The 19,367-nt window shown below is 35.7% G+C and carries 16 protein-coding genes; 12 read left to right on the top strand and 4 right to left on the bottom strand.

Going from position 1 to position 19,367, the window contains the following annotated elements; genetic code table 11:
- The first annotated feature begins 118 nt into the window (after window positions 1-118).
- Entirely contained in the window at window positions 119-2,773 is a 2,655-nt protein-coding gene (locus tag HMPREF2628_RS01675; RefSeq protein WP_070842136.1) for a YhgE/Pip domain-containing protein, read from the top strand.
- Between the two features lie 29 nt (window positions 2,774-2,802).
- On the opposite strand, the gene HMPREF2628_RS01670 is transcribed toward HMPREF2628_RS01675, so the two are convergent.
- Both HMPREF2628_RS01670 and HMPREF2628_RS01665 read right to left on the bottom strand, forming a co-directional pair.
- Window positions 2,803-5,346 (bottom strand): YfhO family protein, encoded by a 2,544-nt coding sequence (locus tag HMPREF2628_RS01670; protein ID WP_070842135.1) that lies wholly within the window; start codon window positions 5,344-5,346, stop codon window positions 2,803-2,805.
- A gap of 61 nt (window positions 5,347-5,407) precedes the next feature.
- Window positions 5,408-7,030, bottom strand: a complete 1,623-nt coding sequence (locus HMPREF2628_RS01665; RefSeq protein ID WP_000958767.1) for an ATP-binding cassette domain-containing protein — start codon at window positions 7,028-7,030, stop codon at window positions 5,408-5,410.
- 205 nt (window positions 7,031-7,235) lie between these two features.
- Here HMPREF2628_RS01665 and trpS point away from each other — a divergent pair, with 205 nt between their 5' ends.
- Together trpS and guaB are read left to right on the top strand one after the other, a co-directional pair.
- Window positions 7,236-8,261, top strand: coding sequence for a tryptophan--tRNA ligase (trpS, locus tag HMPREF2628_RS01660; RefSeq protein ID WP_000165457.1), 1,026 nt, complete (start codon window positions 7,236-7,238; stop codon window positions 8,259-8,261).
- 151 nt (window positions 8,262-8,412) lie between these two features.
- The gene (guaB, locus tag HMPREF2628_RS01655) at window positions 8,413-9,891 is read left to right on the top strand and encodes an IMP dehydrogenase (RefSeq protein ID WP_004255294.1); all 1,479 of its coding nucleotides are present in this window, start codon (window positions 8,413-8,415) and stop codon (window positions 9,889-9,891) included.
- A gap of 49 nt (window positions 9,892-9,940) precedes the next feature.
- Here the strand turns inward: guaB and recF are convergent, their stop codons facing one another.
- Window positions 9,941-11,038, bottom strand: coding sequence for a DNA replication/repair protein RecF (recF, locus tag HMPREF2628_RS01650; RefSeq protein WP_070842134.1), 1,098 nt, complete (start codon window positions 11,036-11,038; stop codon window positions 9,941-9,943).
- A gap of 2 nt (window positions 11,039-11,040) precedes the next feature.
- Complete coding sequence (gene yaaA, locus HMPREF2628_RS01645) at window positions 11,041-11,409, bottom strand: S4 domain-containing protein YaaA (protein WP_049491111.1); 369 nt, start codon at window positions 11,407-11,409, stop codon at window positions 11,041-11,043.
- A 158-nt stretch (window positions 11,410-11,567) separates the two neighbouring features.
- On the opposite strand from yaaA, the gene yfmF reads away from it, so the two are divergent.
- From yfmF to mreD, 9 genes are read left to right on the top strand one after another with little or no spacing between them, the layout of a single operon-like run.
- A complete protein-coding gene (yfmF, locus tag HMPREF2628_RS01640) occupies window positions 11,568-12,818 on the top strand; it encodes an EF-P 5-aminopentanol modification-associated protein YfmF (protein WP_070842133.1) in 1,251 nt (416 codons plus the stop codon).
- On the top strand, window positions 12,815-14,098 hold the full coding sequence (yfmH, locus tag HMPREF2628_RS01635) for an EF-P 5-aminopentanol modification-associated protein YfmH (protein ID WP_070842132.1): 1,284 nt from the start codon (window positions 12,815-12,817) through the stop codon (window positions 14,096-14,098). Before yfmF ends, yfmH begins: the two co-directional genes overlap by 4 nt.
- 41 nt (window positions 14,099-14,139) lie before the next feature.
- The gene (gene rodZ, locus HMPREF2628_RS01630; protein WP_049509625.1) at window positions 14,140-14,967 is read left to right on the top strand and encodes a cytoskeleton protein RodZ; all 828 of its coding nucleotides are present in this window, start codon (window positions 14,140-14,142) and stop codon (window positions 14,965-14,967) included.
- Between the two features lie 10 nt (window positions 14,968-14,977).
- Complete coding sequence (gene pgsA / locus HMPREF2628_RS01625; protein WP_061589682.1) at window positions 14,978-15,523, top strand: CDP-diacylglycerol--glycerol-3-phosphate 3-phosphatidyltransferase; 546 nt, start codon at window positions 14,978-14,980, stop codon at window positions 15,521-15,523.
- Complete coding sequence (locus HMPREF2628_RS01620) at window positions 15,520-16,347, top strand: energy-coupling factor ABC transporter ATP-binding protein (protein ID WP_061589681.1); 828 nt, start codon at window positions 15,520-15,522, stop codon at window positions 16,345-16,347. Before pgsA ends, HMPREF2628_RS01620 begins: the two co-directional genes overlap by 4 nt.
- Window positions 16,332-17,171, top strand: a complete 840-nt coding sequence (locus tag HMPREF2628_RS01615) for an energy-coupling factor transporter ATPase (protein ID WP_070842131.1) — start codon at window positions 16,332-16,334, stop codon at window positions 17,169-17,171. The genes HMPREF2628_RS01620 and HMPREF2628_RS01615 overlap by 16 nt, the downstream gene beginning before the upstream one ends.
- Entirely contained in the window at window positions 17,164-17,958 is a 795-nt protein-coding gene (locus HMPREF2628_RS01610; RefSeq protein ID WP_070842130.1) for an energy-coupling factor transporter transmembrane component T family protein, read from the top strand. The genes HMPREF2628_RS01615 and HMPREF2628_RS01610 overlap by 8 nt, the downstream gene beginning before the upstream one ends.
- A 58-nt stretch (window positions 17,959-18,016) precedes the next feature.
- The gene (gene mreC, locus HMPREF2628_RS01605) at window positions 18,017-18,835 is read left to right on the top strand and encodes a rod shape-determining protein MreC (protein WP_070842129.1); all 819 of its coding nucleotides are present in this window, start codon (window positions 18,017-18,019) and stop codon (window positions 18,833-18,835) included.
- Window positions 18,835-19,329, top strand: coding sequence for a rod shape-determining protein MreD (mreD, locus tag HMPREF2628_RS01600; RefSeq protein WP_070842128.1), 495 nt, complete (start codon window positions 18,835-18,837; stop codon window positions 19,327-19,329). Before mreC ends, mreD begins: the two co-directional genes overlap by 1 nt.
- Window positions 19,330-19,367: the final 38 nt, after the last annotated feature.

Here is a 19,367-nt window from a genome sequence, read left to right as displayed (position 1 = left end):
TATAAACAAATTAGACTATGTGTCTAAAAATTGATTTTTTTATCTTGTAATTTATATTTTTTATTGTATAATCTATTATATCAAAATTTTAGACAATGTGTTTAAAAAAGGAGAAACTATGTTTAAAGAATGGAAAGCAATTTTTAAAAAACCAAACTTTATTATTGTCATGATAGGGATTTCTCTTATTCCCGCTCTGTACAATGTCATATTTTTGTCATCAATGTGGGATCCATATGGTCAATTGTCTGACTTACCTGTGGCAGTTGTCAATAATGATAAAGAAGCTTCCTATAATGGTAATACCATGTCTATAGGAAAAGACATGGTGTCTAATTTAGAGCAAAATAAATCATTGGATTTTCATTTTGTAGATGAAGATGAAGGAAAGAAGGGATTGGAAGATGGCGATTACTATATGGTAGTGACTTTACCAAGTGATTTATCTGAAAAAGCAGCTTCTATTTTAACGAATCATCCAGAGCAAATGCAAATCGATTATCAGACTTCAAGTGGTCATAGTTTTATTGCCAGCAAGATGAGCGATTCTGCGATGACACAGTTAAAACAGAATGTTTCTGCTAATGTAACCGAATCCTATACGAAAGCTTTATTTCAAAAGATGGGTGATTTAAAATCCGGTTTAACGAAGGCAGCCGATGGAAGTGAACAATTGGCTAACGGGGCCAGTCAGTTAGCTGTAGGAAGTCAGACATTGTCTTCAAATCTTGCTACTTTAGCTAGCTCAAGTTTAATCTTTTCGGATGGAACAGATCAATTTACAAAAGGGTTGACAACGTATGTCACAGGAGTAAAGCAACTGAATAGTGGCTTAGGAACATTTAATGATGGTTTACAGAACTATACAAGTGCGGTTTCACAGGTTGACACAGGACTTAATCAATTATCTTCGAAAACTCCAGAATTAGTTGCAGGTGTCAACCAGTTAAATACAGGGATGAAGTCATATGCTGGTGGAGTTTCACAACTCAATTCAGGTCTCAGTCAATTTTCGGTTGGTGTCAATGCCTATACAAGCGGAGTTGACAAATTATCTGTTGGTACAAACCAACTATCAAGTCAATCAGATACATTGAGAGACGGTATTACTCAATTAAATAAAGGAATAAAAGAAATATCCACACAATTAAATACTTCATCTCAACAGAAAGAGGATATAACACAGTTAGCAAGCAGTTTAGATGAGTTGAATAAGGCTCTCCAATCAGTTACAGTTTCAGATAATACTGATCTTAAAAATACAATATCTAATGACTTAACAAATATAACGACTCTTGCTCAAACTATTGTGACTAATAGTCAAGCAGAGCAAGAGAAAACTCTTACAAATCTTCAAGCAACAGCAACTTATCAATCTCTCACTGAAACTCAGAAAAAAGAATTGACTGAAGCTGTTTCAAATAATTCTAATTCTACGATAGAGTCAGCAAAAGCAATTTTAACGACGGCAGGAGATTTAAAAGAAAATTTAGGAAGTATAAACCAACCAGTCTCTAATCTTTCTACTTTACAGACTAAAGCAAATCAACTTTTACCTATAGCGTCTAGTTCCTTGACATCTATGTCAAGTGGATTTACACAGTTGCAAAATGCTGTAGATAATCAGTTAGTTCCCGGAAGTCAATCAATTGAAAATGGAGTTAATGCGTATACTAAGGGATTGGATACTATTTCTTTAGGTGTAAATCAACTAAGTGAAAAGAATACAACTTTAACAACAAGTTTGGATCAATTGGTTTCTGGCTCAACCAAGTTGACAGAAAACTCTTCAAAATTGACAACTGGTTTGGATACTCTAGCTGGGAAAACTCCAGAATTAGTAACAGGTATTGAAAAACTATCATCTGGTTCTGCTCAATTGAACAATAAGAGTCCAGAGTTAATAGCAGTTCTTACTAAATTACAATTTGGCTCTGATCAATTAACAGATAAATCAACACAATTACTTTCTGCAGCATCCCAACTAGGAAGTGGCGCTATGAAGATAGCAGATGGTACTGGAAAATTAGCTGAAGGTGGAGCAACTTTAACTGCTGGTATTGAAAGTTTACAAGTAGGAACTACTGATCTAGGACAAGGCTTAAGAAGTGCTAGCAATCAACTAAAATCAGCATCAACAGAATCTAAAAATGCAGAGATTTTGTCAAATCCACTCAATCTTTCAAAAACAGACAATGATCAAGTTCCTGTAAATGGGATTGCTATGGCTCCTTATATGATATCAGTCGCTCTCTTTGTCGCTGCATTATCAACAAATATGATTTTTGCTAAATTACCTTCAGGTCGTCATCCTGAAACTCGCTGGGCTTGGTTCAAATCTCGCTTTGAGATAAATGGGGTTATAGCTGTTTTAGCCGCTGTCTTAGTCTATGGTGGCGTTCATCTTATTGGTCTAACAGCAAATCATGAAATGAGAACCTTGTTCTTAATTATTATCGCAAGCTTAACATTTATGTCTATGGTAACTGCATTAACAACATGGAATAGCCGTATAGGAGCTTTCTTCTCTCTTATTTTGCTATTATTACAGTTAGCATCAAGTGCAGGTACCTATCCACTTGCTTTGACAAATAATTTCTTTAGAGCTATTAATCCTTGGTTACCAATGAGTTATTCAGTTTCGGGATTACGACAAACAATCTCTATGACAGGAAATATTCATCATCAAGTCATTTTCCTTGCTGTGATATTAGCCCTATTTACTGGTTTAGGTATGCTAGCCTATCGACCTAAGAAAATGGAAGAAGATTAAAAAAATCGACCGATTAATTGGTCGATTTTTTATGCTTTAGATGACTTTCGTCTGTGATTATAGGTTCCAAATAGTAAGAGAGAAGTAAGGGAACAGATTGCTCCAGTAATAAACCCATTGGGAATAAAGGAAAGTGTAATAGTTCCTTTTCCCTTAGGAACGTCAACTTTCATAAAACCAGTTTGAGCTTGTTTAATTTCTATTTTCTTACCATCTTGGTAGGCAGACCAGCCTTTATCATAAGGAATGGTGAAGAAAATGGACGTATCTTGCTTAACATCATATGTAGCAAAGACCTTGTTTTTAGAAGTTGATACTGTGACAGGTTGTTCTTTAATTTTTTGAATTGCCTCAGTTAAAGTTTGGGTATCTAAACGGTAGAAGGTAGGAGATTCAAATGATACTTGTGAATTTCCAGGAAAACTAACATGAATATTGAAAGTTTTTTTCTCTTTTGTATAGCCTAGATTAAAGAAGGAGAAGGCATTATCAGTTGTAAAAATCTTTTTTTCACCATTTACAAGAATGTCAACCTTCTTTTGTTTGTCATTAGAAAAGTGAAGGTTTGTGAAAGAAAGATAAACTTGGCTGTTTTCTGGTACTTCAATTTGATACTGGATTGCTGCATCCTCATTTGAAGAACTTTTAATACTAATCAAATCATCAGTATTTTCAGTTTTTTCATAAGGTATTGGAGAAAAATAATCAAAATTGACATTAGCAAGTTGATTTAAAAACGAGGCCTGATTATCTAGAGTGTGTTCAGTGAACTTGACATCATTGTAAACAGATTGACTAGCAAATGCAATCGGAAGAGAGTATTGATTTTCATATAGGGTAAGATTATCTTTTTGATAGATATCTTTAAAACCATACTTATCAATAGGACTGTCTGAGATATTGTACTGGATACCAAATAAACTATCAGCCAAAATACTATTATTTGCATAGCGGAGATTGAGATTAGTCCCAGAGGATTTAAACCCAAGTTTATCCAAAGTAGAGCTTGCTGAACGATTTCGAACAGATGAAAATTGAGATATTCCATTGTAGTTAAATTTCATACTATCATTCCCTGTCTGAGTTTGTAGTTTCTCAGTACGAGTAAATGGATCCTCAATATATGTTGAGAAAGATTCCATAGCTGGGATATCTCTACTATATGCACTTCGAGAAGCAAATCCCCATTCCTTTGCAATTCCGTCCATTTGAGATGAAGCATTTAAACTTATTTCAACCATTATAAATAAAGAGATTAGAATGGCAAATAGATTTACAGAGATAAACTTTTTGATAAATGCAAGGAGTAAAAGCGAATAGACAACCAAAAATTCAAGAGTAAGCAGAATATTCAAATCTGTTAAAAAAGAATAATGCGATTTTAGATAGATGGTAGCTAAAAATCCTGTTACTACAAGAAAAAGCGAAACTAAAAAGTTCCAGATTTTAATTTCTCTTAGACGATTTAAGACTTCCGCTGCTGTGTAAATTAACAAGGTAGAGAAAATCCAAGCATAGCGATGTAAAAACATGTTTGGAGTATGCATGCCTTGCCAAAATAAATCAAGAGCTTCTATATAAAAGCTTTTAATTAAAAATGTAAAGAAGATTGCATAGATAAGTTTCACGTGAAACTTAATAGATTTCAGCGTAAAAAATAAAATAGTTAAAATAAAGGGAAGCAGTCCAACAAAAATCATTGGGATAGCCCCATACTTTGTTGTGTCAAAGGAACAAATGAATTGCTTAGCAAAGAGATCAAGATACCAGCTACTTTCAGTTTGAAACTTTGTAACTTCAGTTAATTTTTCTCCATGTGTCTGTAAATCAAATAGAGTAGGAAGAGTCAGAATCAAACTAGCCATAGCAGCTAAAAAGGAGATAACTATGAAATCAAGAACAGATGATTTTCGAGTCTTAAAGTTCCACGAAATTTGACAGAGATACCAGAAAATAAGAAACAATACTGTCATATAGCCAAAATAATAGTTTTGGATAAATAAGATTGACAGACTTGTAAAGTACAATAGGAATTTCTTTTCAGTGATAAGTAGCTGTAAACCAGTTATAATTAAAGGAATCAAGATAAAAACATCTAGCCAGGTTTTTATCTCTAATTGACTGACAGTGAAACTCATCAGAGCATAGGAAGTAGATAAAGCTAGTTTTAAAGGCTTAGGAATCGATTTAAATAATTTATTTAAACTAAAGTAAGTTGACAGTCCAATCAATCCAAATTTTAAGAGAGTTGTCAGATAGACAGCATCTGGCATATTAGTTAGATCAAAAAAGTAAACTAGTGGTGAAAGGAAACTTCCCAAGTAATAACTAGATAGGGCATAGAAATTTAATCCGAGGCCACTTGTAAAGGTGTAAAACAGACTACCATTTCCATGTAGGATATTTCGTAAAGCTACATCAAAAATAACGTATTGATGAAACCCATCTCCTAATAGTGGAGATGTATCGCTATTCCAGTAGATACCTTGAGATAGATATACTCCTATCATAATGATTACGGGAATGATGAAAGAAACAAAGTAGGTCCAATATGTTTTAAAAAATAATTTCATGTTACCTCATAAAATGTTAGAAAACTCAGCTGGTTAACCCAACTGAGTTTTGAAGTTTTATTTAGTCTTTCCAAAGTTCTTTAACTTTTGCTTGTACTTCTGCATTTTCTAGGAATTCATCATAGGTTTCATCGATACGGTCAATGACGCCATTTTTAGACAAGACAATGATATGGTTAGCTAGAGTTTGAATAAACTCGTGGTCATGGCTAGCAAAGATGATTGATTCTTTAAAGTTTTTTAATCCATCGTTCAAGCTTGAGATAGATTCCAAGTCCAAGTGATTGGTTGGATCATCAAGTACAAGGACATTTGATTTTAAGAGCATGAGTTTTGAAAGCATGACACGAACTTTTTCTCCCCCTGACAAGACATTTACAGGTTTGTTAACCTCATCTCCAGAGAAGAGCATACGGCCGAGGAAGCCACGTAGGAAAGTATTGTCATCTTCTTCTTTACTTGCGAATTGACGCAACCAGTCAAGAATTGATTCTCCCCCTGCAAAATCTGCCGAGTTATCTTTTGGCAAGTAAGAACGGCTAGTAGTTACTCCCCACTTGACAGTTCCTTCATAGTCAATGTCACCCATGATTGCACGAATTAATGCAGTCGTTTGGATGTCATTTTGTCCAATAAGTGCTGTTTTATCACCTGGACGCAAGATAAAGCTGATATTATCTAAAATAGTCTCACCATCAATCTTTACAGATAGATTTTCTACTGTCAAGAGATCATTACCAATCTCACGTTCCGCTTTAAAGTTGATAAATGGATATTTACGACTAGATGGTACAATTTCTTCAAGTTCAATCTTATCAAGCATTTTCTTACGTGATGTTGCTTGTCTTGATTTAGAAGCATTAGCAGAGAAACGAGCAACGAACTCTTGCAATTGCTTAATTTTTTCTTCTGCTTTGGCATTACGGTCTGCTAGCAATTTAGCAGCGAGCTCAGAAGATTCCTTCCAGAAGTCGTAGTTCCCGACATAGAGTTTGATTTTTCCAAAGTCAAGGTCGGCCATGTGAGTACATACTTTGTTTAAGAAGTGACGGTCATGGGATACAACAATAACGGTGTTATCAAAATCAATCAAGAAGTCTTCTAGCCATGTAATTGATTGGATATCTAAACCATTGGTAGGCTCATCCAAGAGAAGAACATCAGGTTTACCGAAAAGTGCTTTGGCGAGGAGAACCTTTACTTTTTCACCGTTGGCCAATTCGCTCATATTTTGATAGTGCAATTCTTCTGGGATATTTAGGTTTTGAAGGAGTTGAGAGGCTTCACTTTCTGCTTCCCATCCTCCAAGCTCGGCAAACTCTCCTTCAAGTTCGGCAGCACGCACTCCATCCTCATCTGAGAAATCTTCCTTCATGTAGATGGCATCTTTCTCTTTCATGATGCTATAAAGTTTTTCATTTCCCATGATAACGACATCAATGGCACGTTCATCTTCATAGTCAAAGTGATTTTGACGAAGAACAGAGAGACGTTCATCTGGACCAAGAGAGATGTGACCAGTAGTAGGTTCGATATCTCCAGCTAAAATTTTTAAAAAGGTTGATTTTCCGGCACCATTAGCACCGATTAATCCGTAAGTATTTCCTTCTGTAAATTTGATATTGACATCATCAAAAAGTTTGCGATCACTAAAACGTAGTGAAACATCAGATACTGTAAGCAATGTTTTTCTCCTATATGTGTAATATATTTATTCTACTAGAAAATACGGAAATATTCAAATTTTTATCTGTCAATTTTGTGTAAATTAAATTTACAGCATACTTTACACGAATCCGTAAATAGAAAGGCTGATTTATTTTGATAAATTACGGTTATTTCATTAAAAAAATGCTATAATTGAAGGGACTATATCTAAGGAGAACAAAATGACTAAACCCATTATTTTAACAGGAGACCGTCCAACAGGAAAATTGCATATTGGACATTATGTTGGAAGTCTCAAAAATCGAGTATTATTACAGGAAGAGGATAAGTATGATATGTTTGTGTTCTTGGCTGACCAACAAGCTTTGACAGATCATGCTAAAGACCCTCAAACCATTGTAGAGTCTATCGGAAATGTTGCTTTGGATTATCTTGCAGTTGGATTGGATCCAAGTAAATCAACTATCTTTATTCAAAGCCAAATTCCAGAATTAGCTGAGTTGTCTATGTATTATATGAATCTGGTGTCATTAGCACGTTTGGAACGAAATCCCACTGTCAAGACAGAAATTGCTCAAAAAGGATTTGGAGAAAGCATTCCGACAGGATTCTTGGTCTATCCAATAGCTCAAGCAGCTGACATCACAGCTTTTAAGGCTAATTATGTTCCTGTTGGGACAGATCAGAAACCAATGATTGAGCAAACTCGTGAAATTGTTCGTTCTTTTAACAATGCATATAACTGTGATGTATTGGTAGAGCCGGAAGGTATTTATCCAGAAAATGAGAGAGCAGGGCGTTTGCCTGGTTTAGATGGAAATGCTAAAATGTCCAAATCACTCAATAATGGTATTTATTTAGCTGATGATGCGGATACTTTGCGTAAAAAAGTGATGAGTATGTATACAGATCCAGATCATATCCGCGTTGAGGATCCAGGTAAAATTGAAGGAAATATGGTTTTCCATTATCTAGATGTTTTTGGTCGTCCAGAAGATGCTCAAGAAATTGCTGACATGAAAGAACATTATCAACGAGGTGGTCTTGGTGATGTGAAGACCAAGCGTTATCTACTTGAAATATTAGAACGTGAACTGGGTCCTATTCGAGAGCGCCGTATCGAATTTGCTAAGGATATGGGAGAAGTTTATAATATGCTTCAAAAAGGTAGTGAAAGAGCACGTGAAGTTGCAGGTCAGACCCTATCTGAGGTTAAAGGAGCAATGGGACTTCATTACTTTAACTAAGTTTATTTTACAAGAAACTATCATTTCTATCTCGAAGAAAAGATAGTTTTTTATTTACCCCTGTAACATTTGACAAATTTTTATAGAATGGTATGATAGATACAATATAAAAAGAGTCAAGCTCAAAAAGAAAGAAAAGAGGAAACTTCGAATGTCTAATTGGGACACTAAATTTTTGAAAAAAGGTTTTACCTTTGATGATGTATTGCTTATTCCAGCTGAAAGTCATGTGTTGCCTAACGATGCAGATTTAACAACTAAATTGGCAGATAATTTGACTTTAAATATCCCAATTATTACCGCTGCCATGGACACAGTTACAGAGAGTCAAATGGCCATTGCTATTGCTCGTGCAGGCGGTCTCGGAGTTATCCATAAAAACATGTCAATTGTTCAACAAGCAGAAGAGGTTCGTAAGGTAAAACGTTCTGAAAATGGAGTTATTATTGATCCGTTCTTCTTGACGCCTGAACATACAATTGCTGAAGCAGATGAACTTATGGGTCGTTACCGCATCAGTGGTGTTCCAGTTGTTGAAACACTTGAGAATCGTAAATTGGTTGGTATTTTGACAAACCGAGATCTTCGTTTTATTTCAGACTATAACCAACCAATCTCAAATCATATGACAAGTGAAAATCTTGTTACTGCTCCTGTGGGTACAGATCTTGCAACAGCTGAGAGTATTCTTCAAGAACACCGTATTGAAAAGCTTCCTTTGGTAGATGAAGAAGGTCGTCTTTCTGGTTTGATTACTATCAAAGATATTGAAAAAGTTATTGAGTTTCCAAATGCTGCTAAAGATGAGTTTGGTCGTCTTCTAGTTGCAGGTGCAGTAGGTGTTACTTCAGATACATTTGAACGTGCAGAGGCTCTTTTTGAGGCAGGAGCAGATGCGATTGTTATTGATACTGCACATGGTCATTCTGCAGGTGTCTTGCGTAAAATTGCTGAGATTCGTGCTCACTTCCCAGATCGTACTTTGATTGCTGGAAATATTGCTACTGCTGAGGGAGCGCGCGCACTTTACGAAGCAGGTGTAGACGTTGTCAAGGTTGGTATTGGACCAGGTTCTATCTGTACTACTCGTGTAATTGCAGGTGTTGGTGTTCCACAAGTAACAGCTATCTATGATGCTGCAGCTGTTGCGCGTGAATATGGTAAAACGATCATTGCTGACGGTGGAATCAAGTATTCTGGAGATATTGTAAAAGCTCTTGCGGCTGGTGGAAATGCTGTTATGCTTGGATCTATGTTTGCTGGAACTGATGAAGCTCCAGGAGAAACCGAAATCTTCCAAGGACGTAAATTCAAGACTTACCGTGGTATGGGTTCAATCGCTGCTATGAAGAAAGGCTCAAGCGATCGTTACTTCCAAGGTTCTGTCAATGAAGCAAACAAACTCGTTCCAGAAGGAATTGAAGGTCGTGTTGCTTATAAAGGAGCGGCAGCTGATATCGTTTTCCAAATGATTGGCGGTATCCGATCTGGTATGGGTTACTGTGGTGCGGCTAACCTTAAAGAATTACATGATAACGCTCAATTTATTGAAATGTCTGGTGCTGGTTTGAAAGAAAGCCACCCTCATGATGTACAAATTACTAATGAGGCACCAAATTATTCTATGTAAAAGAAATAAAAAGAACTCCTGCAAAAACAGGAGTTCTTTTACAATATTGTCAAGTTTTATTTACAACAACTTTACCATCTTGAATAGTGAAAACACTTAGATTTTCTGGTAGATTTTGAAGATGATCTATGCTTGTTGTTGTGATAAAGGTTTGGATTGAATGAGAAATCGTTTCTAATAATTTTAGTTGTCTAGTGTTGTCAAGTTCGCTCATAACATCGTCAAGTAGTAATATTGGAGACTCTGTAGTAATACTTTCCATTAATTCGATTTCTGCTAATTTTATAGAAAGGACGAGACTACGATGTTGACCTTGACTTCCAAAGCTAGCATCCATCCCATTTATATAAAAAGAAATATCATCTCGATGAGGACCAACACCAGTATTCTTTTTAAATAAATCTCTGGACCTACTTTTTTCTAAAGCAATTTTGAAAGATTCTGATAAGTTTTCTTTGTCAGCTATCTTGACAGAAGATTGATAGGCTATTGACAACTCTTCAATCTGATTAGAGAGTTCAAAATGTTTCTTACGCCCAAATGATTCTAGTTTTTTTATGAAATCTAAGCGGTGATTCATCACACGACATCCATAATCGACTAGCTGATCATCTAGTACTGAAAGGAAGGTTTCATCTATTGTTTGAGCTGATTTTAGATAGGTATTTCTTTGTTTAAGGATGTGGTTATAATTAGTTAAATCAGATAAATAGATTGGCTTAATTTGCCCAAGCTCCATATCAATGAATTTTCGTCGAACCGAAGGTGCTCCTTTAATTAGTTGTAAATCTTCAGGAGCAAATAAGACAACATTCATGTGTCCGACATAATCTGAAAGGCGTGCCTGTTTTAAATGATTCACTTTTGTCACACGGCCTTTTTGTGTTAGTTCGATTTCGAGAGGAATGGATCCAGTTTTTTTCTGAACAAGACCTGAAAGATGAAGCTGTTCCTCATCAAAATGAATGAGATTTTTATCAGTTCGAGTTCGATGACTGCGTGTTAAGGCTAAAAAATAGATAGCCTCTAACATATTTGTTTTACCTTGTGCATTGCGTCCTAAAAAGACATTTAATTTAGGATTAAAGTCTATTTTCGTCTCTTTGTAGTTACGAAAAGTTTTGAGAGATAGGTGTTGTAGCCACATGATTATCTACCAGGGAATCGTGGAGCTTGTTTGCTTTTTGGTGATGAAGTAGGTTTAGAGTTGTCTTTCTTTACTCCCTTATTCATCTCCTTGACGAGTTTAGCGATTCGTTTTTTTTCAACTTTATCAGCCTGATACTCCTCTTGTTCTTCAAAAGTAGGTTGTGTCAACAAGATGTCAATATTCATGTCAGGGATGTCAACTTTATCGCCAATACGAAGTTTTTTACCACGACGACTCTCTAATTCTCCATTAAAGTAAACAGAATGTTCAGAGAGAAATGATTTGATAGCTCCTCCGCTATGTGTAATTCCAAGTTCTTTGAGTAGTGCTTGGAGGGTAATAAATTCTTCAAATAATTTGTATTCCATAATTCACCTCAATCTTTGGTATTATACCATATTTTCCTAAAAATAGTGAGAGAAACAAGGAATAATGTAAGCGATTTTTATTTCAAAAGTGTTACAGAGAACAAGAAAATTTCAGTTTTTCGTGATATAATAGAAGTCTGTATATAAGGAGGTAAATCATGGAGTTAGTGCATGGAATTTCAACACATTTTATCCAATCAAAAAAGTTTAAAACGAACAAAATCGCCGTGCGTTTTACCACTCCATTATCTCTTGATACGATTGCAGGTCGCATGTTGAGTGCGAGTGTGCTAGAGACTGCTAATCAGATGTATCCTACTTCTCAAGATTTGAGAAAACATTTGGCCAGTCTATACGGTACAGATATGTCAACCAATTGTTTCAGAAGAGGGCAAAGTCATATTGTAGAATTGACATTTACCTATGTTCGTGATGAGTTTTTAAGTAGGAAAAATGTTCTAACTTCTCAGGTTTTGGAACTTGTAAAAGAAACTCTTTTTTCACCCATAGTAGTTGATAATGGATTTGATCCGGCCTTATTTGAAATTGAGAAAAAACAATTGCTAGCAAGTTTAGCAGCTGATATGGATGATTCTTTTTATTTCGCACATAAAGAATTAGATAAATTGTTTTTTTATGATGAACGTCTCAAATTGGAATATAGTGATTTACGAAATCGTATTTTAGCTGAAACTCCACAAAGTTCTTATTCTTGTTTCCAAGAATTTTTGGCCAATGATCGAATAGATTTCTTTTTCCTAGGTGATTTTAATGAGGTTGAAATTCAAAATGTATTAGAATCATTTAACTTTAAAGGTCGAAAAGGAGATGTGAAGGTTCAGTATTGTCAACCTTATTCCAATATCCTACAAGAAGGTATGGTTCGGAAAAATGTGGGACAATCCATTTTGGAATTAGGTTATCATTGCCCTTCTGAATATGGTGATGAGCAACATTTACCCATGATTGTAATGAATGGTTTACTTGGTGGATTTGCTCACTCTAAACTATTTACAAATGTCCGTGAAAATGCTGGATTGGCTTATACTATTTCAAGTCAGCTCGATTTATTTAGTGGATTCTTGAGGATATATGCTGGTATTGATCGAGAAAATCGGAACCAGGCTCGTAAAATGATGAATAATCAACTGCTTGATTTAAAAAAAGGTTATTTTACAGAGCTTGAGCTAGAGCAGACCAAGAAAATGATTCGTCGGTCTTTGTTGCTTTCTCAAGATAATCAATCTTCATTGATTGAACGTGCTTATCAAAATGCCTTACTTGGAAAATCTTCAGCAGAATTTAAAGGTTGGATTGCAAAACTTGAGCAAGTTGACAAAGATGCTATTTGTAGAGCAGCTAGTAATGTGAAATTACAAGCAATTTACTTTATGGAAGGAATAGAATGACAAAGGTTGTTTTTGAAGAAAAGTACTATCCAGCTGTAAAAGAAATGGTTTATCGAACTCGTTTGTCCAACGGATTGACAGTTGCTCTTTTGCCTAAAAAGGAATTTAAAGAGGTTTACGGGAGTGTAACTGTACAGTTTGGTTCGGTAGATACGCTTGTAACAGAAGTTGACGGATATGTAAAAGAATATCCTGCGGGAATTGCTCATTTTCTTGAACATAAATTATTTGAGAGAGAAGATGCTAGCGATTTGATGTCGGCTTTTACGAGTCTAGGTGCAGATAGTAATGCCTTTACAAGCTTTACAAAAACAAGTTATCTTTTTTCAGCAACGGATCATTTTTTAGAAAATTTGGACTTACTTGATGAATTGGTAACATCAGCACAATTTACTGAAGATTCTATTTTAAGGGAGCAGGATATTATACAGCAAGAACGAGAAATGTATCAAGATGATCCAGATTCGTGTTTATTCTTTTCAACTTTAGCGAATTTGTATCCTGGTACACCTTTAGCAACTGATATAGTTGGAAGTGAGGAGTCAATTTCCCAAATCAATCTAACTAATTTGCAAGAAAATTTTACAAGATTTTACAAACCTGTAAACATGTCTCTGTTTTTCGTTGGTAATTTTGATGTGGAACGAGTACAGGACTATTTTGAAAGCAAAGAACTGAAAGATTTAGATGTTCAGGAAGTAGTAAGAGAAAAGCTTGTTTTACAAGATGTAAAGCAAACAGACAGTATGAGAATGGAAGTGTCTTCTCCCAAACTAGCGATTGGTATTAGAGGTAAGCAAGAAGTTGCTGAAGCGGATTGCTATCGATATCATATTTTATTAAAATTATTGTTTGCAATGATGTTTGGTTGGACTTCGGATCGTTTTCAGAAATTATATGAATCAGGTAAAATTGATGCGTCCTTATCTCTGGAAGTTGAAGTAACAAGTCGTTTTCATTTTGTTATGTTGACAATGGATACAAAAGAGCCAGTTGCTTTATCTCATCAGTTTAAAAAGGCTATTCGTAATTTCACAAAGGATATAGATATTACAGAGGATCATTTAGACATTATCAAAAGAGAGATGTTTGGAGAATTTTTCAGTAGCATGAACTCTCTTGAATTTATTGCAACGCAATATGATGCTTTTGAAAATGGTGAGACAATTTTTGATTTGCCGAAAATTTTACAGGAAATTACTTTGGAGGATGTCCTTGATGCTGGACATCATTTAATAGATGATGGTGATATAGTTGATTTTACAATATTCCCATCGTAGTAACCTATCATAATCGATACTAGAAAGAAGGAATGACAAGTATGAGGAAAAAAACAATTGGTGAGGTTTTACGTTTAGCTAGAACCAACCAAGGGTTGACTTTAGAAGAATTACACAAAAAAACAGAAATTCAGTTGGATATGTTGGAAGCGATGGAAGCTGATGATTTTGATCAACTTCCTAGTCCATTTTATACTCGTTCTTTTTTGAGAAAGTATGCGTGGGCAGTTGAGCTAGATGAGCGAATTGTCTTGGATGCTTATGATTCTGGGAGCATGATTACTTATGAGGAAGTAGATGTTGATGAAGAGGAGTTGACAGGTAGGAGACGTTCAAGTAAGAAAAATAAGACATCATTTTTACCTTTATTTTATTTTATACTCTTTGCACTATCGATTGTCATTTTTGTGACTTATTATGTTTGGAATTATATTCAGACTCAACCGGAGCGTTCATCTGCGTCTAGTTATAGTGTAGTCCAAGCAACAAGCTCGACTAGTTCTGCAACTCCATCTTCAAGTAGTGGTTCATCAAGTAGCTCTTCGAATATTGAACCAGTTATAAGTGTATCAGGTGAAGGAAATTATGTAGAAATCGCTTATAAAACAAGTAAGGAAACCGCAAAATTGCAATTATCGGTTTCAGATGCTAGAAGTTGGGTTAGTGTTTCAGAAAGTGAGCTTGAGGGTGGTGTGACCTTATCACCGGATAATAAAAGTGCAGAAACAACAGTTTCAACAAAAAATCCTGTGACCATTACTTTAGGTGTTGTCAAAGGTGTTGCTTTAACAGTAGATGATCAGACTGTTGATTTATCGAAATTAACAGCTCAAACTGGACAAATCACTGTAACCTTTACTAGAAATTAAGGAAAAAAGAATGAAAAAAGAACAAATTCCCAATCTCTTAACAATAGGTCGAATTCTCTTTATACCTATTTTTATCTTTATTTTAACGATAGGAAATTCGCTAGAAAGTCATATAGTAGCAGCTATTATATTTGCTATTGCCAGTATTACCGACTATTTAGATGGATATTTAGCTCGTAAATGGAGTGTGGTTAGCAACTTTGGGAAGTTTGCGGATCCAATGGCGGATAAGTTACTAGTAATGTCGGCTTTTATTATGCTGATTGAGTTAGGTATGGCTCCAGCTTGGATTGTTGCAGTGATTATTTGTCGTGAGTTGGCTGTGACAGGTTTAAGGCTTTTATTGGTTGAAACTGGTGGAACAGTTTTAGCAGCAGCAATGCCTGGAAAAATTAAAACTTTTAGTCAGATGTTTGCGATTATTTTCTTGCTATTACATTGGACTTTGCTTGGTCAAGTTCTACTTTATGTAGCCTTGTTTTTCACTATCTACTCTGGCTATGATTATTTCAAGGGTAGTGCCTATGTATTTAAAGGGACATTTGGTTCGAAATGAAATCAATAATTGATGTAAAAAATCTTTCTTTTCGCTATAAGGAAAGTCAGGAATACTATGATGTGAAGGATATTACGTTTCACGTGAAACGTGGAGAATGGCTTTCGATTGTAGGGCATAATGGTAGTGGTAAATCAACGACGGTTCGCTTAATTGATGGTTTACTGGAAGCAGAATCTGGAGAGATTGTAATTGATGGTCAACGATTGACTGAGGAAAATGTTTGGAATATACGTCGTCAAATCGGTATGGTTTTTCAAAATCCAGACAATCAATTTGTTGGAGCGACTGTTGAGGATGATGTTGCCTTTGGTTTGGAAAATCAGGGACTTTCTCGTCAAGAAATGAAAAAGAGAGTGGAAGAAGCTCTGGATTTGGTTGGCATGTTGGACTTTAAAAAGAGAGAGCCAGCGCGTCTATCAGGTGGCCAAAAGCAACGTGTGGCTATTGCAGGTGTTGTAGCCCTAAGACCAGCTATTTTAATCCTAGATGAGGCAACGAGTATGTTGGATCCTGAGGGGCGTAGAGAACTGATTGAGACAGTAAAAGAAATTCGAAAAGACTATGATATGACGGTCATTTCCATTACACATGATTTGGAAGAAGTCGCCATGAGTGACCGTGTATTGGTCCTGAAAAAAGGGGAAATTGAATCAACTAGTAGCCCAAGAGAACTTTTCTCTCGAAATGATTTAGATCAAATTGGATTAGACGATCCTTTTTCCAATCAATTAAAACATTCTTTGAGCCAGAATGGCTATGATTTGCCTGAAAATTATTTGACAGAAAGTGAGCTAGAGGATAAGCTATGGGAGTTGCTCTAGAAAATGTGAGTTTTACATATCAAGAAGGGACTCCCTTAGCTTCAACAGCTTTGTCGGATGTTTCTTTGACGATTGAAGATGGTTCTTATACGGCTTTAATTGGGCATACAGGTAGTGGTAAATCAACTATTTTACAACTTTTAAATGGTTTATTGGTGCCAAGTCAAGGAAGTGTACGAGTTTTTGATACCTTAATCACCTCGACTTCTAAAAACAAAGATATTCGTCAAATTAGAAAACAGGTTGGCTTGGTATTTCAGTTTGCTGAAAATCAAATCTTTGAAGAAACGGTTTTGAAAGATGTTGCTTTTGGACCGCAAAATTTTGGAGTTTCTGAAGAAGATGCGGAGCAGATTGCGCGTGAGAAACTGGCTCTGGTTGGAATTGATGAATCACTTTATAATCGTAGTCCGTTTGAGCTGTCAGGTGGCCAAATGAGGCGTGTCGCCATTGCAGGCATACTTGCCATGGAACCAGCCATATTAGTCTTAGATGAGCCCACAGCAGGCCTGGACCCTCTGGGAAGAAAAGAGTTGATGAACTTGTTCAAAAAACTCCATCAGTCAGGGATGACCATTGTCTTAGTAACGCATTTGATGGATGATGTTGCTGAATATGCAAATCAAGTCTATGTGATGGAAAAGGGATGTTTAGTTAAGGGGGGTAAACCAAGTGATGTCTTTCAAGATGTTGTCTTTATGGAAGAAGTGCAGTTGGGAGTACCTAAAATTACAGCCTTTTGTAAACGATTGGCTGATAGAGGCGTGTCATTTAAACGATTACCGATTAAGATAGAGGAGTTCAAGGAGTCGCTAAATGGATAGTATGATTTTGGGGCGTTATATCCCAGGTGATTCGATTGTTCACCGATTGGATCCACGTAGCAAATTACTGGCTATGATGCTACTGATTTTGATCGTTTTTTTGGCTAATAATCCCTTGACGAATCTAATTCTTTTTATAGCGACAGGGATTTTTATTGCCTTGTCAGGAGTATCTCTTTCATTTTTTATTCAGGGCTTGAAGTCTATGTTTTTCTTGATTGCCTTCACAACTATTTTTCAACTGTTTTTCATTTCTAATGGGAATGTTTTATTTGAGTTTTCGTTTGTGAAAATCACAGATTATGCTTTGCAACAAGCTGGGATTATTTTTTGTCGCTTTGTATTGATTATTTTCTTTTCAACTTTGTTAACCTTAACGACCATGCCCTTAAGTTTGGCATCAGCTGTTGAAGCTTTGTTAGCGCCTTTAAAGCGTGTGAAAGTTCCAGTTCATGAAATTGGTTTGATGCTGTCTATGAGTTTGCGTTTTGTCCCAACCTTGATGGATGATACGACGCGGATTATGAATGCACAGAAAGCGCGTGGAGTGGATTTTGGTGAAGGAAGCATTGTTCAAAAGGTGAAGGCTATGATTCCCATTTTGATTCCTCTTTTTGCGACAAGTTTAAAACGTGCGGATTCCTTGGCTATTGCTATGGAAGCGCGTGGTTATCAGGGGGGAAAAGGCAGAAGTCAATACCGACAACTGAAATGGACTCGAAAGGATACGCTGACCATTCTTGTTATTATCGTACTTGGTTGTTGCTTATTTTTCTTAAAATCTTAGTAGCTTTCAGGAATTCATAAAAAATTACTGTAACAGTTTTTGATATAAAGGTAGGGATATGAACCGTTTTAAAAAATCAAAATATGTCATTATTGTTTTTGTCATTGTTCTGCTTGTGTCAGCTCTCTTAGCGACGACTTATTCAAGTACAATTGTGACAAAATTAGGAGATGGAATCTCATTGGTTGATAGAGTTGTACAAAAACCTTTTCAGTGGTTTGATTCTGTCAAATCAGATTTGGCTCATTTGACACGAACATATAATGAAAATGAAAGTTTGAAGAAACAAATTTACCAATTAGAAGTTAAATCAAATGAGGCGGAAAGTTTAAAGACAGAAAATGAGCGACTGCGCCAATTGCTTGATATGAAGTCCAAATTGCAAGCTACAAAGACTTTAGCAGCAGATGTTATTATGCGTTCTCCAGTATCTTGGAAGCAGGAATTGACCCTGGATGCAGGCAAATCAAAAGGGGTTTCTGAGAATATGTTAGCCATTGCAAATGGTGGTTTGATTGGGAGTGTCTCAAAAGTAGAGGAGAACTCTACCATGATCAACCTTTTGACAAATACGGAAAATGCTGATAAGATTTCTGTTAAAATTCAGCATGGTTCTACTACAATTTATGGAATTATTGTTGGCTATGATAAAGAAAATGAAGTTCTTAAAATTAGCCAATTAAATAGTAGTGGCGATATTAGTGCAGGAGATAAGGTGACCACTGGTGGATTAGGAAACTTTAATGTTGCTGATATTCCTGTTGGTGAAGTGGTTGCTACAACGCATAGTACGGACTATTTGACACGAGAAGTAGCTGTTAAATTGAGTGCAGATACTCATAATGTGAATGTGATAGAATTAGTGGGGAATTCATAATGAGACAGCTGAAGCGGGTTGGAGTGTTTTTATTGCTTCCTTTCTTTGTTCTAATTGATGCCCATATTAGCCAGCTTTTTGGCTCATTATTTCCCCACGTGCAGTTGGCCAGTCATTTTCTATTTTTGTTTCTCTTATTTGAGACGATTGAAGTATCAGAGTATCTCTATTTAGCCTATTGTTTTGTAGTGGGTTTGGTTTATGACATTTACTTTTTCCACTTGATAGGGATTGCGACTCTGTTATTTGTCCTGTTGGGGGCATTTCTCCATAAATTTAATAGTGTTATTTTATTGAATCGTTGGACGAGAATGCTGGCAATTATTGTCATGACTTTTCTATTTGAGATGGGAGCTTATATACTTGCAATAGTGGTAGGTTTAACTGTGGATAGTATGTCTTTGTTTATAGTCTATAGTTTAGTACCATCAATGATTTTGAACCTTATATGGATGATTACTTTTCAGTTTATTTTTGAAAAATTTTACCTATAAGAAAGAAATAAAAATGTAACAAAGGCGTAATATTCATT

Origin of the sequence: Streptococcus sp. HMSC063B03 (assembly GCF_001836965.1) — a bacterium.
GTDB classification, from domain to species: domain Bacteria; phylum Bacillota; class Bacilli; order Lactobacillales; family Streptococcaceae; genus Streptococcus; species Streptococcus pneumoniae_F.
The sequence above is the reverse complement of the archived record's forward strand: the minus strand, read 5'-3'. Positions and strand labels throughout refer to the sequence as shown.

What these genes read in the sequence shown, in the direction of transcription:
- HMPREF2628_RS01675 (WP_070842136.1), top strand. Translation starts at nt 119, where the DNA reads ATGTTTAAAGAATGGAAAGCAATTTTTAAAAAACCAAACTTTATTATT.
- HMPREF2628_RS01670 (WP_070842135.1), bottom strand. Translation starts at nt 5,346, where the DNA reads ATGAAATTATTTTTTAAAACATATTGGACCTACTTTGTTTCTTTCATC.
- trpS (WP_000165457.1), top strand. Translation starts at nt 7,236, where the DNA reads ATGACTAAACCCATTATTTTAACAGGAGACCGTCCAACAGGAAAATTG.
- guaB (WP_004255294.1), top strand. Translation starts at nt 8,413, where the DNA reads ATGTCTAATTGGGACACTAAATTTTTGAAAAAAGGTTTTACCTTTGAT.
- recF (WP_070842134.1), bottom strand. Translation starts at nt 11,038, where the DNA reads ATGTGGCTACAACACCTATCTCTCAAAACTTTTCGTAACTACAAAGAG.
- yaaA (WP_049491111.1), bottom strand. Translation starts at nt 11,409, where the DNA reads ATGGAATACAAATTATTTGAAGAATTTATTACCCTCCAAGCACTACTC.
- yfmF (WP_070842133.1), top strand. Translation starts at nt 11,568, where the DNA reads ATGGAGTTAGTGCATGGAATTTCAACACATTTTATCCAATCAAAAAAG.
- yfmH (WP_070842132.1), top strand. Translation starts at nt 12,815, where the DNA reads ATGACAAAGGTTGTTTTTGAAGAAAAGTACTATCCAGCTGTAAAAGAA.
- rodZ (WP_049509625.1), top strand. Translation starts at nt 14,140, where the DNA reads ATGAGGAAAAAAACAATTGGTGAGGTTTTACGTTTAGCTAGAACCAAC.
- pgsA (WP_061589682.1), top strand. Translation starts at nt 14,978, where the DNA reads ATGAAAAAAGAACAAATTCCCAATCTCTTAACAATAGGTCGAATTCTC.
- HMPREF2628_RS01620 (WP_061589681.1), top strand. Translation starts at nt 15,520, where the DNA reads ATGAAATCAATAATTGATGTAAAAAATCTTTCTTTTCGCTATAAGGAA.
- HMPREF2628_RS01615 (WP_070842131.1), top strand. Translation starts at nt 16,332, where the DNA reads ATGGGAGTTGCTCTAGAAAATGTGAGTTTTACATATCAAGAAGGGACT.
- HMPREF2628_RS01610 (WP_070842130.1), top strand. Translation starts at nt 17,164, where the DNA reads ATGGATAGTATGATTTTGGGGCGTTATATCCCAGGTGATTCGATTGTT.
- mreC (WP_070842129.1), top strand. Translation starts at nt 18,017, where the DNA reads ATGAACCGTTTTAAAAAATCAAAATATGTCATTATTGTTTTTGTCATT.
- mreD (WP_070842128.1), top strand. Translation starts at nt 18,835, where the DNA reads ATGAGACAGCTGAAGCGGGTTGGAGTGTTTTTATTGCTTCCTTTCTTT.